This is a genomic window from Rhodospirillales bacterium, assembly GCA_016712595.1.
Classification (GTDB): Bacteria; Pseudomonadota; Alphaproteobacteria; order Rhodospirillales; family Defluviicoccaceae; genus Defluviicoccus.
This window is the reverse complement of sequence record JADJQT010000001.1, coordinates 2,012,811-2,025,639: the sequence shown is the minus strand read 5'-3', so window position 1 is coordinate 2,025,639 and position 12,829 is coordinate 2,012,811. Positions and strand designations below refer to the sequence as shown.

The 12,829-nt window shown below is 63.4% G+C and carries 11 protein-coding genes; 7 read left to right on the top strand and 4 right to left on the bottom strand.

The features are described 5' to 3' along the window. Nucleotides 1-58: 58 nt before the first annotated feature. The gene (locus IPK66_09160) at nucleotides 59-709 is read right to left on the bottom strand and encodes an acetate uptake transporter (protein ID MBK8175405.1); all 651 of its coding nucleotides are present in this window, start codon (nucleotides 707-709) and stop codon (nucleotides 59-61) included. Between the two features lie 482 nt (nucleotides 710-1,191). Next, nucleotides 1,192-2,067: an isocitrate lyase/PEP mutase family protein gene (locus IPK66_09155; protein ID MBK8175404.1), complete on the bottom strand. Its 876-nt coding sequence runs from the start codon at nucleotides 2,065-2,067 to the stop codon at nucleotides 1,192-1,194. 207 nt (nucleotides 2,068-2,274) lie between these two features. Between IPK66_09155 and IPK66_09150 the strand changes: the two genes are divergently transcribed. The 7 genes from IPK66_09150 to IPK66_09120 all read left to right on the top strand — a co-directional run bounded on the left by IPK66_09150 (nucleotide 2,275) and on the right by IPK66_09120 (nucleotide 10,397). Then, on the top strand, nucleotides 2,275-2,739 hold the full coding sequence (locus IPK66_09150) for an MgtC/SapB family protein (GenBank protein MBK8175403.1): 465 nt from the start codon (nucleotides 2,275-2,277) through the stop codon (nucleotides 2,737-2,739). Nucleotides 2,740-2,941: 202 nt separating this feature from the next. Then, the gene (locus tag IPK66_09145) at nucleotides 2,942-4,762 is read left to right on the top strand and encodes an ABC-F family ATP-binding cassette domain-containing protein (GenBank protein MBK8175402.1); all 1,821 of its coding nucleotides are present in this window, start codon (nucleotides 2,942-2,944) and stop codon (nucleotides 4,760-4,762) included. An 807-nt stretch (nucleotides 4,763-5,569) separates the two neighbouring features. Then, nucleotides 5,570-5,812 carry a hypothetical protein gene (locus IPK66_09140; GenBank protein MBK8175401.1) on the top strand — a complete coding sequence of 81 codons (243 nt, stop codon included), beginning with the start codon at nucleotides 5,570-5,572 and terminating at the stop codon, nucleotides 5,810-5,812. Nucleotides 5,813-6,149: 337 nt separating this feature from the next. Next, nucleotides 6,150-7,175 (top strand): amino acid ABC transporter substrate-binding protein, encoded by a 1,026-nt coding sequence (locus IPK66_09135; protein MBK8175400.1) that lies wholly within the window; start codon nucleotides 6,150-6,152, stop codon nucleotides 7,173-7,175. Nucleotides 7,176-7,256: 81 nt separating this feature from the next. Then, entirely contained in the window at nucleotides 7,257-8,450 is a 1,194-nt protein-coding gene (locus IPK66_09130) for an amino acid ABC transporter permease (GenBank protein MBK8175399.1), read from the top strand. Then, on the top strand, nucleotides 8,447-9,607 hold the full coding sequence (locus IPK66_09125; protein ID MBK8175398.1) for an amino acid ABC transporter permease: 1,161 nt from the start codon (nucleotides 8,447-8,449) through the stop codon (nucleotides 9,605-9,607). Before IPK66_09130 ends, IPK66_09125 begins: the two co-directional genes overlap by 4 nt. 16 nt (nucleotides 9,608-9,623) lie before the next feature. Next, nucleotides 9,624-10,397, top strand: a complete 774-nt coding sequence (locus tag IPK66_09120) for an amino acid ABC transporter ATP-binding protein (GenBank protein MBK8175397.1) — start codon at nucleotides 9,624-9,626, stop codon at nucleotides 10,395-10,397. 147 nt (nucleotides 10,398-10,544) lie between these two features. On the opposite strand, the gene fbaA is transcribed toward IPK66_09120, so the two are convergent. Then, nucleotides 10,545-11,636: a class II fructose-bisphosphate aldolase gene (gene fbaA, locus IPK66_09115; protein MBK8175396.1), complete on the bottom strand. Its 1,092-nt coding sequence runs from the start codon at nucleotides 11,634-11,636 to the stop codon at nucleotides 10,545-10,547. Nucleotides 11,637-11,833: 197 nt separating this feature from the next. After that, complete coding sequence (gene corA / locus IPK66_09110; protein MBK8175395.1) at nucleotides 11,834-12,811, bottom strand: magnesium/cobalt transporter CorA; 978 nt, start codon at nucleotides 12,809-12,811, stop codon at nucleotides 11,834-11,836. Nucleotides 12,812-12,829 lie beyond the last annotated feature (18 nt).

The following is a 12,829-nucleotide window of genomic DNA, read 5'->3' as shown; positions in this document are numbered from 1 at the left end:
GCGTCAAACTGTAGCGTCTTGCGCGCTACTTCTAATCCCGATTGTTCTCGCCCGCCGGCTAGCTCTTGATCACGGGGCCAAGCGGCCACACGACGCGTCCATAGAGCTCGTTGAGAACCTGAGCAAGACCGGTATACATCGCCGAGAAGCCGAGCGCTATACCGATGAATCCGGCGGTCTGTTTCATCATCGGATTGCCGAGGAAATCACCCATCGACAGCAAGCCGAAGGTGATGACCAAAAGGAAGAAAGTCACCTGCAGGGCCTTGTTCAGCCGGAAGGTGGCAAGGAACATGACGAACGACATCAGGCCCCACATGCCAAGATAGCTGCCCATGGCGACCTCACTCGGACCGTTGGCAAGGCCAAGCTTGGGGAAAACGATGATGCCGGCCAGCGACAACCAGAAAAAGCCGTAGGAAATGAACGCTGTCGTGGCGAAGGTGTTGTTCTTTTTCCACTCGAAGATGCCGGCGATGATCTGCGACGAGCCGCCATAAAATACTGCCATTGCCAGGATCATCGCGTCGAGCGGGTAGAATCCGGCATTGTGTGCACTGAGAAGAATCGTCGTCAGCGCGAAGCTGAGAAGCCCGAGCGGTGCTGGATTGCCATTGGTATCGGCAATTGCGAACTTGGCCGGCATTGGAGCTGCGGCCATCGCTGGTGCGGCAGGTGTTACCATCGTTGCGGTCTTTCCGTTGCTCATTGTCGTTTGTCCCTTCGTGCGCAAGCGCGGTGATGAACCCCCCATGGGTTCCGCATCGCGGGAAGGCGCGATATGTTATGGTTAGGTTTGCCTGTTACCAGCCGAGCCCTTCGGGGCGGAGCGCACGGTAAAGCGCACCGACCTGCGATGTCGGTCCGGTTGTAACGGTTAATCGGTCAAATGCGATGGACTCTGCCGCCCTCCCCCAGCCAGACCACCGGCGAACACCGCCGCAGTCAGCAGGGCTCGGAGGCAATAGTATCGCCTCATGGTTAGTCCCCTCCCAAGTTTGTTGTCGCGCCCTTCGGGCGGCGAGGCTTCATGTTGCGCCCCGTTATCCAGGGCAAGTCGGTTCTTTAGACGTTTGTAGTATGGCTCGCTAGTCAGAATTGTCAGGAACTGATGAGATTTTCTCTCTTGCAGTGCAGCAAGATCAGATCGGAAGCAGAAGAAACCGGACGTTTTCTGCCGTAAGTATCGCGCTAGCGCACAGCGTAGCGGGCGGCGTCCTCGTCATACGCATCGAAACCCAGGAGCCGGCGCAGTTCATCGAAGCCAAGCGGCACCGCGGGCAAACCTTTGCCGCACTCCAGCCCCGCGAGCGCCGTGCGCATGGCGACGATCGAGGCGGACAGCAGCGCTAACGGATAAGCCGCGAGCGCGAAGCCCAACTCCGCGAGCCGCGCCGGCGGCAGCACCGGCGACAGGCCGCCGTCGATGACGTTGGCGAGATGACGGCCGGGCGCCTCCCTGCAGATGGTCGCCATGTCGGCTTCGCTGCCGGGTGCCTCGACGAAGAGAATGTCCGCACCCTCGGCGGTAAACGCCCGCGCGCGGACGATCGCCTCGCCCAGGCCATGGATCGCCGCCGCGTCCGTGCGGGCGAGCACGAGGATATCGCCGCCCGCGGCGCGCGCATCATCGCGGGCATCGCAGGCGGCCCGGATGCGCAAGATCGCCTCGTCGCGACCGACGACGGACTTGCCGCGTGTGTGCCCGCAGCGCTTCGGCGCGCGTTGATCTTCGATCATCACCGCGGCGAATCCGGCGCGGGCGAACTCGCGGACCGTGCGCTTGACGTTGAGCGCGTTGCCGTAGCCGGTATCGCCGTCACCGATCACCGGGATGGTTACGGCTTGGCAAATACTGCGTCCCTGATCGAGCACCTCACCGAAGGAAATCAGACCGGTGTCCGGCATTCCCAGCCGTGCCGCAGCAACCGAAAACCCGCTCATGAACGTCACGGCGAAACCGGCCTGCTCGACCAGCCGCGCCGACAGCGCGTCGAAACAGCAGGGAACGACGCAAAGGCGCCCGGTGGCGAGCAGGACCCGAAGCTTCCGCGCTGCATCTGACATCGTCTCGTTCCTTGCTCATCGTCGATCGATTGCGCCTGCGCCACGCATCGCGTCCGCCCCACCCGGTGAGGCGGTTGGACGCCCGGTGCAATCACGGTACGATCACGTGCACCGCTCGATACGGTCGCGCGCATCAACGCCTAATCCGCCACGCGGCGGCGCGGCGGGCAATGCACGCGACGCTCGCGAAAGGATCGTTCGATCGGCATGGATTGGCAAGATCTGCTGCTTCGCCTTGGCGTCGCCGCCGGCTGCGGAGCCGTGCTCGGTATCGATCGGGAGTTGCGCGGCAAGCCCATCGGCCTGCGCACGGTTTCGCTGGTTTCCGTCGGTGCCGCCTTGTTCATCATCGCGGGACTCGAGACCATCGCGGCGGCAGAGGGGCGTGGATACAACGCTTCAGGCGATATCGGGCGGATGATTCAGGGCGTTACCTCGGGCATGGGCGTGCTTGCCGCAGGCGCGTTCTTGCATCGATCACGAACGATTCGCTTTGCCACGACCGGAGCCGCCGTCTGGCTGTCCGGAGGTATCGGCGTGGCGGCGGGCCTCGGACAGTTTCGCTTGGTCGGTGCGGCGACGCTGCTGGCGCTGTTTGTGCTTGTCGTTCTGGGTGGTATCGAGCGGCACACACAAGGATCGCAACCGCCGCCGCCCCCGCAAGGCGACTGACGCCCACTCCGCTGTGGGCAGACACGGCGGGTGGACGCGGCGGGCAAACACGGAGCCGGGGCTCAGGGCTGAAGGACGACACCCGAAGACACCTGGGCGCTCGGAACGCTGATACGATTGTCCTCTCCCCTTGACGGGCACGGGCGCTTCGGGCTTGGCTGCGCCCTTCCCGGACCCCTGGCGGATCGCGACACGTTATTCAATGGCCCCTCCCCCTCTCCTCCTCCTCCAGGACATCGGCCTCGGTTTCGGCGGTACGCCGCTGCTGCAGGGAGCCGACCTCGCAGTCGGACCCGGCGAGCGGCTGGCGCTCATCGGGCGCAACGGCTCGGGCAAGTCGAGCCTGCTGAAGATCGCGGCTGGCCTGCTCGAGGCCGATCGCGGCACCCGCTTCCTGCAACCGGGAACGACGGTGCGCTATCTGCCCCAGGAGCCGGACCTGAGCGGCTTTGGCTCGACGCGCGCCTACGTCGAGGCCGGTCTCGGGCCAGGAGACGATCCCTTTCGCGCCCACTGGCTGCTCGAACAGCTCGGCCTGAGCGGTGACGAGGACCCGGCCCATCTGTCCGGCGGCGAGGCGCGGCGCAGTGCCCTCGCCCGAACGCTCGCGCCCTCGCCCGACATTTTGCTACTCGACGAGCCGACCAACCATCTCGACCTGCCGGCGATCGCCTGGCTGGAAACGGAGCTCACCGGCCTGCGCTCGGCATTGGTGCTGATCAGCCATGACCGGCGGTTCCTTTCGACGCTGTCGCGCGCGATGGTCTGGCTCGATCGCGGCGCGGCGCGGCGCCTGGAGCGCGGCTTTGGCGATTTCGAGACTTGGCGCGATCAGGTGCTCGAGCAGGAGGAGCAAGAGGCGCACAAGCTGGGTCGGCAGATCGCCCGCGAGGAGGACTGGATGCGCTACGGCGTGACCGCCCGGCGCAAGCGTAACGTCCGCCGGGTCGCCGAACTGGCGACGTTGCGCCAGCGCAAGCGCGAGCGGGTGACAGCCGTTGGACAGGTGAAGATGGCGAGCGCGCAGAGCGACACGTCCGGCAACCTCGTGATCGTCGCCGATGCCATCACCAAGGCATACGGCGAGGACACCCCCGTCGTGCGTGATTTCTCGGCTCGGCTCCTGCGCGGCGAGCGCGTCGGCATCATCGGCCCGAACGGCGCCGGCAAGACAACCCTCCTCGGCCTGCTGACACGCACGCTCAGCGCCGACGCCGGAACCGTCACCCTCGGCACCGGGCTGGTCATGGTCAGCCTCGATCAGCGCCGCGCCAGTCTCGATGCCCGGGCATCCCTCATCGAGACGCTGACCGGCGGTCACGGCGATACCATATTCGTTGGTGGACAGCCGCGGCACGTGCACAGTTACATGAAGGACTTTCTCTTTTCGCCGATCCAGGCGCGCACGCCCGTGAGCGCCCTGTCGGGCGGGGAGCGGGGCCGGCTAATGCTGGCCAAGGCGTTGGCGACACCTTCCAACCTTCTCGTCCTCGACGAGCCGACCAACGATCTCGACCTCGAAACGCTCGATCTCCTCCAGGAACTGCTGGCCGACTATGCCGGCACGGTGCTGCTGGTCAGCCATGACCGGGATTTTCTTGATCGCGTCGCGACCTCGGTGATCGTCTGGGAAGGCGGAGGGCGCTGGCAGGAGTACGCCGGTGGCTACACGGACATGCTGGCACAACGTGGCCGCGGTATCGAGGCCAAGGTCGTGGCGCCCCCGCCACCGCCTGTTAAGGCCAGGGCGGCAGCCAGCCGACGGCCGAGCGAGCCGCCGCGGCGCAAACTGAGCTTCAAGGAAAAGCGCGCGCTGGAAATGCTCCCCGAGCGGATCGATGCCTTGCATGCAGCGCTGAACGCCCTGCGCGCGGCGCTTGCCGACCCAAACCTCTACAACCGAGACCGGGCGGCTTTCGAGCGCAAGACGAAGGAAATCGCCGAAGCGGAAATGGAACTCTCCGCCGCCGAGGAGGAGTGGCTGGCGCTCGAATCACTGCGCGAGGCGATCGAGGGACGCTGAGCGCGCCGACGCCGCGCAACCACCGGACCGAAACGTTGCGAGAAGAGCAATGCGACGCACGCAACGTCCGTCAAATGACAGACCGTCACGGGCGGGCAGTGCGTGCACAAAAAATCAGCAGACGCCGCTGACTCGCTGCGGTCTTCGCAGCATCGCCGGACGACGACACGGGTGCCCCTCGGTCGCGCAGGCGCGCGCCACCCTCGGCAGTGCGGCCAAACCCTACCACAAGAACGGAAACGTCATTCGTCTCGCACGCGCCGGCGTTTCACACGCGCTGGAACCGCGAGATCCGGCCGCGGATCGAGCACGGATACGCACCAGATCACCGAACACGCCATCGCCCTCGTGATCCATTGTCCCACCAAGAGCGGATAGACCGCAGCGGGGATGTACTCTTTCGACATCGCATGTTTCCTTCACCGCTCCCAACGATCCCCAATAGTGAACAACCACCGCGCCCTTGAAACCAGTCGTTTTCGTCGGGCTGCGCAGAAAATTTAGGCATTGACAGGATTGGCTCCGCGCACGCTTTCCGCAGCCCCGTAGCGCAGCGGCAATCTCGCCCGGCGATCCGTTGGTAAATAAGCTCCACTGCTGTTATATCATTGTTGCGAAATTTTGTGCTGCCGCCTTGCCGGACAACGTTGCGCGAGGCCGATCGGGAGTTAAGGACAATACTGGCATCAGGCCGGTTGCGACGAGCATAGCAAAGACATGCATCCGCGGCGTGCGCCGCGATGACGGGAGCTGCGGTGCCGGCGCGTCTGGCGAGCGTGGCACTGCGGCCGGAAAAGGGAGGTCATGGTGCCGAAGCTGACTCGTGATCGCGTCGTCTCCATCGTTGGCAAAAGTCGCCTCGACGATCACGCGATTGCCGAAATCATCCGGACCGAGGCCAACGAGCTGGACCTCGTCGAGGCGATAAGCCGCGTTACCCGCGGCAGCAGCGATGTCGGCGCAGAACGGCGCAAGCCGATCAGCCGCACGGTTGTCCTGCTGTGCGATATCCTCGCCGTTGCCGGCTTCGACCTCAGCGAGCCGGACTGATCGCAAATCACTGCTCGGCGGCGCGAAGCGTCCCGCCGCGATGGTTCGTCGGAACGCCGCCTTCCTCGCCGCCCTTAAAGCGCCGACCTGTGGATCCGTGCCGACGGCGGCGAAGCTCGGCAGAAATCGAGCGCAAAACTTGCGACCAGAGCGGATTCTGGCACTATCCTTGCGTCTTATCGGTTGCGAAATGCCTCTTTTAGTCCTAATGCGCCGCACGAAAATAATGCATGATTGGAAACCAACTCGTTAACATTCACCGATCTCGCGCGCGCGCATAAGCGTGCTCCGCCAAGTTCCGGACTTCATGGGAGGTATGATGAAACGAACAATCAGTATGACGGGTCTCGCCACTGCTTCGCTGGTCGCCGCATCAATCAGCTTCGGCTCCACGTCCGCCGCGCTCGCCGGAACGACACTTGACGCCGTCAAGGCGCGTGGCGAATTGATCTGCGGTGTCCACACCAGCCTTTACGGATTCGGCTACCCGGACGAAAAGGGCGCTTGGCGCGGCATCGACATCGATATGTGCCGCGCCGTGGCGGCCGCTGTTCTTGGCGACGACAAGAAGGTCAAGTACGTCCCGCTCAGCGCGCAGGCACGGCTGACCGCCCTGCAGTCGGGCGAGATCGACATGCTCTCGCGCAATACGACATGGACGCTGACCCGGGATACCGCCAACGGCTTGAACTTCACCGGCGTTAACTACTACGACGGCCAAGGCTTCATGGTGGCGAAGAAGCTCGGCGTCTCCAGCGCTAAGGAGCTGTCCGGCGCCACCGTCTGCGTGCAGACCGGCACCACCACCGAACTCAATCTCGCCGACTTCTTCCGCGCCAACAAGATGGAGCTCAAGCCGGTCACCATCGAGAAGTACGAGGAGGTCACCGGCGCCTTCCTCGCCGGACGGTGCGACGCGATTACCTCCGACGCATCGCAACTCGCGGCCATTCGCGCCAACGATACGCCCAACCCCGCCGATTATGTCATCCTGCCTGAACTGATCTCGAAGGAGCCGCTGGGACCGTCCGTCCGCCAGGGCGACGATCAGTGGTTCGACGTCGTGAAATGGTCGCTGTTCGCCATGGTCGAGGCGGAAGAACGTGGGCTGACCTCGGCCAACGTCGATGCGGCGCTCAAGAGCCCGGACCCGAACGTTCAACGTATCCTGGGCGTGACCGGCGATCTTGGCAAGGGCATGGGGCTCGACAACAAGTGGGCGTACAATATCATTAAGATGGTCGGGAATTACGGTGAATCCTACGAGCGCAATCTCGGTATGGGCTCGAAATTGCAACTTTCGCGCGGGCTAAACGCGTTATGGACCAACGGCGGGCTGATGTACGCGCCGCCGATGCGCTGATGAAAGCGTGCCGCCCCGAAGGTCGTCCCTTATCGGGCGATCCATCGGGGCGGTGCTCCCCTCCTCCAGCAAGGGCCGAGAATGATGGCAGTATCCGACCAGCGGGCGACGACCGTTACATCCGTTCCTTGGTGGAACGACCGGCGAATCCGCGCCGTCCTCTATCAGGTCGTCGTACTTGCCGGGGTTGCGCTGCTGGTCGCGTTCCTTGTCTCGAATACACTGGACAATCTCAGCAGCCGCAATATCGCCACTGGCTTCGGCTTCCTTTCGCGCGAGGCGGGCTTCGCCGTCAGCGAGAGCGTTATCCCCTACAACCCCGCTGACAGCTATTTCCATGTTCTGATCGTCGGTCTGCTCAACACGCTGAAGGTCTCGGTCCTCGGCATCATTCTCGCCTCGCTGATCGGGACCGTCGTCGGCGTCGCCCGGTTGTCGCGCAACTGGTTGGTCGCCCGTTTTGCCGCCGCTTACGTCGAGGGACTTCGCAACGTACCGGTGCTGCTTCAGCTGTTCTTCTGGTACTCGCTGATCACCGAAGCCCTGCCGAGTCCCCGTCAGGCGCTCAATCCCCTTCCCGGCGTGTTCCTCAGCGGGCGGGGCCTGCGCTTTCCCGAGCCGGTGTGGGGGCCGACCCACGCCGCGATGGGTGTCGCCCTGCTCGCCGGCATCGCTGTCGCCTGGGGGGTGGCCCGCTGGGCTCGCCGGCGCCGGGAGCGCACCGGCCAGTTGTTTCCGACCGGGCGCGTCGCCGCCGGGCTGATCGTCGGCCTTCCCCTCCTCGCCTGGCTCTTCGGCGGAGCGCCGCTCGCTATGGACGTTCCGGAACTGCGCGGCTTCAACTTCAGCGGTGGCCTATCGGTGACCCCGGAATTCACCGCTTTGCTCGTTGGCTTGGTTCTCTACACCGGCACCTTCATCGCCGAGATCGTCCGCGGCGGCATCCTCGCCGTCGCCCATGGCCAGACCGAGGCCGGCCTGGCGCTGGGCCTGTCGCGTGGGCAGGTGCTGCGGCTAATCGTCCTGCCGCAGGCGATCCGGGTGATCATTCCGCCGCTGACCAGCCAGTACCTCAACCTGACGAAGAACTCCTCGCTCGCCGTCGCCATCGGCTTTCCCGACCTGGTCAGCACCGCCAACACCGCGATCAACCAGACTGGCCAGGCGGTCGAGGGGATTGCCGTGATCATGGCGGTCTATCTGACTGTCAGTCTGTCGATCTCGACGTTCATGAACTGGTACAACCGGCGCATTGCGCTGAAAGGCGCACGATGACCGATCGCCCCCGCTTCGAAGAGACCCCGGACGAGATCTTCGCCCACGAGGAAGAGCCGTTCGAGCCCCACGTTCCGTCACCGGCGGTCCGCCCGAAAGGCCCGCACCTCGCCGCGTTCGAGTGGATCAAGGCCAACCTGTTCTCCAGCGTGCCGAACACGCTGCTGACCCTGTTCGGCCTCTGGCTCCTCTGGCAAGCGATTCCGCCCATGCTCGACTGGGCGCTGTTCTCGGCCGTCTGGCACGGTGACGATCCCACCCTCTGCCGGCAGGCGGGGGGCGCCTGCTGGGCATTTGTCGAGCAGAAGCACCGCTTCATCCTCTTCGGCCTCTATCCGTGGGACGAGCAGTGGCGCCCGCTGCTGGCCGTCTGCATGTTCATCGCCGCCCTCGTCACCACCTGCTGCCCGCGCTTCTGGAAGCCGTGGCTCGCCGGGATGTGGATCGTCGTCTTTGCAGCGTGTGCCCTGCTGATGTGGGGCGGCGTTCTCGGCATGACCTTCGTCGATACCGGGCAATGGGGCGGTCTGCCACTGACCTTGATCCTCTCCGTCGTCGGCATGGTCTGTTCGTTTCCGCTCGCCATCCTGCTCGCGCTTGGCCGCCGTTCCGACCTGCCGGCGATCCGCTCGGTGTGCGTCGGCTTCATCGAATTCGTCCGCGGCGTACCGCTGGTCAGCGTGCTGTTCATGGCCTCGGTCATGTTCCCGCTGTTCCTGCCCGAGGGCGTGACCATCAACAAGCTGCTGCGTGCCCAGGTCGGCATCATTCTGTTCACCGCCGCCTATCTGGCCGAGGCCGTGCGCGGCGGCCTGCAGGCGGTGCCGCGCGGCCAGTACGAGGCGGCTGACGCCATTGGTCTCGGCTACTGGCAGAAGATGGGGCTGATCATTCTGCCGCAGGCGCTGAAGGTCTCGATCCCCCCGCTGGTCAACCAGTTCATCAGCATGTTCAAGGACACCTCCTTGGTCATCATCATCGGGTTGTTCGACCTTTTGACGACGGCGAAGACGGCGGTCGCCGAACCGCAATGGCGGCCGTTCTTCGTCGAGAGCTACGTTTTCGTTGCGATGATCTATTGGTCCTTCTGCTTCTTTATGTCGCGCTACAGCCAGTTCCTCGAACGGCTGATGGATACAGGACATCGACGCACCTAAGGGAGAGGACACCGCCGTGCCCGCGCAACCGCAACCGACGACAACTCAATCGCCCGACGTCGCCATCCGTCTTGAGCGCGTCAACAAATGGTATGGCGCGTTCCATGTTCTGCGCGATGTCTCGCTCGACATCCGCCGCGGCGAGCGCATCGTCGTCTGCGGCCCGTCCGGATCGGGAAAGTCGACGATGATCCGTTGCGTCAATGCCCTCGAGGAGCACCAGAAGGGAAAGATCATCGTCAACGGCGTGGAGCTTACCCGCGACGTGCGCACCGTCGAGCGCATCCGCCGCGACGTCGGCATGGTGTTCCAGCAGTTCAACCTTTTCCCGCACCTGACCGTGCTCGACAACCTCATTCTGGCTCCGACCTGGGTCAAGCGCGTGCCGAAAAAACAGGCAATTGCTACGGCAATGGAATACCTGGAGCGCGTGCATATTCCTGAGCAGGCCGGCAAGTATCCGGGGCAGCTCTCCGGCGGTCAGCAGCAGCGGGTGGCGATCGCCCGCGCGCTGTCCCTCAAGCCCGAGATCATGTTGTTCGACGAGCCGACCTCGGCGCTTGATCCCGAGATGATCAAGGAAGTTCTCGACGTGATGGTCGAACTGGCGCACGCGGGAATGACAATGATCTGCGTGACCCACGAAATGGGCTTCGCCAAGACCGTCGCCGATACCGTCGTCTTCATGGACGGTGGGCAGATCATCGAGAAGGCCCCACCGAACGAGTTCTTTATCAATCCGAAGAGCGACCGGACGCAGAAGTTCCTCAGCCAGATCCTCAAGCACTGAGAAAAAAGCGGTGGGCGGACCGCCACGCCGCTAAGAATATCGACCGCTGACCAAAAGCAGTTCAGGCGGTTTTCTTCAAAAAGGATGGAGGGCGCCCGTTCCATCGAGCAAAGAACGCCCTCCGCTCAGGCTATGTGGCGATACGCCTCAGGCGGCCAGAGTCTTGCCGGTCGCGCCGAGGTCGGTGAACGCCTCGCTCAGCCGATTGACCAACCCCTTCTCAGCCTCGCGCAGCCACTTGCGGGGGTCATAGAACTTCTTGAACGGCGTGCCGTCTTCCGGATCGATCTGGTACTTGAACGCCTTCGGGTGCTCGTCGACGAACTTGCCGATCGGCTCCGAGAACGCAAACTGGGTGTCCGTATCGATGTTCATCTTGAACACGCCGTAGCCCACCGCTTCGGTGATCTGCGCCTTCTCCGAGCCGGAGCCGCCGTGGAACACGAGGTTGAGCGGGTTCGAGCCGGTGTTGTGGCGACGCGCGACCAGGTCTTGCGACTTTTTCAGGATCTCCGGGCGCAGCTTGACGTTGCCCGGCTTGTAAACGCCGTGGACGTTGCCGAACGAGGCGGCGACGGAGAACATGCCGATGTCCGACAGCTTGTCGAAGGCTTGCAGCACGTCCTCCGGCTGGGTGTAGAGCTTGGCGTTGTCGGCGCCCTCGGTGAATTCCGAGCCGATGCCGTCCTCTTCGCCGCCGGTGACACCGAGTTCGATCTCAAGGTTCATGCCCATCTTGGACATCCGCTGGAGGATGCGAGCGCATTCGTTGAGATTCCAGTCGATCGGCTCTTCCGACAGATCGAGCATGTGCGAGCTGTAGAGCGGCTTGCCGGTCTCCTTGTAGAACGCCTCGCCGTAATCGAGTAGGCCCTCGACCCAGGGGATCAGCTTCTTGTTGGCATGGTCCGTATGCAGAACAACGCAGACGCCATAATGCTCGGCCATCATGTGAACGTGCTTGGCGGCGGAGACCGCGCCCAGCACCTTCGCGAGGTTACCATCCGGAAAGCCCTGGCCGGCATAGAACTGCGCGCCGCCGTTCGAGAGCTGGATGATCACGTCCGACTTGTTCTTGGCGGCGGCTTCGAGGACCGCGTTCACCGTGTTGGTGCTGGTGACGTTCACCGCCGGCAGCGCGTAGCTTCCCGCCTTGCAGGCAGCGACGAGCGCCTCGTATTCCTTGCCCGTCACAACGCCCGGCTTCAGGCGTGTCGCGGTTACTGTAGCTCCACTCATTGTTCTCTCCTCCGTGGAAAGGGTGGGCGGCCTCGCCCGTCTCTATTCGTTGCCTTCGTCGATACGGGGCCGGGCGCTCCGTCCCTGCGATGCGATAGGGTATATCAGCTTGTCGGGAGCGGGTGGACTCGAACCCCCGCGTCCGGGGGGCGAAGGCCGAAAAAAATCGCCGGCCGCCGCCCCAAACCGCGACGAGGCTACAACCAGCCCCGTCTTCGAAAATAGAGATAGGGTCCGATCGCGGACATCAACATCAGCAGCAACGCCATCGGGTAGCCATACGCCCAATCAAGCTCGGGCATGAGTTGAAAATTCATGCCGTAGATGCTGGCGACCAGCGTTGGCGGCAGAAACACGACGGCAATAACCGAGAATATTTTAATAATATTATTCTGCTGAATGTTGATCATTCCAAGGGTTGCGTCGAGCAAAAGCTGAAGCTTTTCCGATACACGCTCGACATATCCCATAAGTGACAAAATATCACGCTGAAGATCTTTGACTCGTGGCCGTACTTGTTTTTGGCCAATCTGGCGCATATTCGCATCGAAGAAGGTCAGCATGCGCGACAAACCAACGAGACTTTCATCCACCTTCGAGCAGCGAACGGCGTTGAGGCCGATGGTCTTGAGTTCCTCGCTGTAATCGCGCGGCCCATCCTTGTGATGACTGCCGATAGGCGTGAAGATCGATCGGGAGAGGGCACTAACGTGCGCATCGATACTCTCCAGCGTATCGGCGATCCGATCGACGATGGCATCGAGCAATTCGACGAGGGCGATCTCGGCGCTCGCGCACAGCTCCGGTTGCGAATGGACGCGGGCGACGAACGTCTGAAACGGCGTCGGCGAGGCATAGCGAATGGTCGTCATCAGGCCATCGGAGAGAACGAAGGTGATGGCGCGCGTTTCGGGATCGAGCGTATCGGTGCGGACGAGCACGCTCGCGGTCATGAACAGGGCAAGGCCCTCGCGGTAGAGGCGGCTCGACGGCTCGATCTCGCGCATTTCCTCCGGCGTCGGCACCTCGATGGCGGCGATGCGCTTGATCTGCTCGATTTCCTCGACCGTCGGTTCGAGCAGATCGGCCCACACCAGCCCGTCCGGAAGCGGTTCGCCCGGCTTGGCATGATCCGCGACGATCCGCCCGCCGCGCCGGCAATAGATGGTCAGCATCGTTCGCGCGCCCTCGTC

Bases quoted from the DNA above. Each gene is read 5' to 3' on its own strand.
- IPK66_09125 (MBK8175398.1), top strand. From the start codon at position 8,447: ATGACCGATCGCCCCCGCTTCGAAGAGACCCCGGACGAGATCTTCGCC.
- IPK66_09160 (MBK8175405.1), bottom strand. From the start codon at position 709: ATGAGCAACGGAAAGACCGCAACGATGGTAACACCTGCCGCACCAGCG.
- IPK66_09135 (MBK8175400.1), top strand. From the start codon at position 6,150: ATGACGGGTCTCGCCACTGCTTCGCTGGTCGCCGCATCAATCAGCTTC.
- IPK66_09150 (MBK8175403.1), top strand. From the start codon at position 2,275: ATGGATTGGCAAGATCTGCTGCTTCGCCTTGGCGTCGCCGCCGGCTGC.
- IPK66_09155 (MBK8175404.1), bottom strand. From the start codon at position 2,067: ATGTCAGATGCAGCGCGGAAGCTTCGGGTCCTGCTCGCCACCGGGCGC.
- IPK66_09145 (MBK8175402.1), top strand. From the start codon at position 2,942: ATGGCCCCTCCCCCTCTCCTCCTCCTCCAGGACATCGGCCTCGGTTTC.
- IPK66_09130 (MBK8175399.1), top strand. From the start codon at position 7,257: ATGATGGCAGTATCCGACCAGCGGGCGACGACCGTTACATCCGTTCCT.
- fbaA (MBK8175396.1), bottom strand. From the start codon at position 11,636: ATGAGTGGAGCTACAGTAACCGCGACACGCCTGAAGCCGGGCGTTGTG.
- corA (MBK8175395.1), bottom strand. From the start codon at position 12,811: ATGCTGACCATCTATTGCCGGCGCGGCGGGCGGATCGTCGCGGATCAT.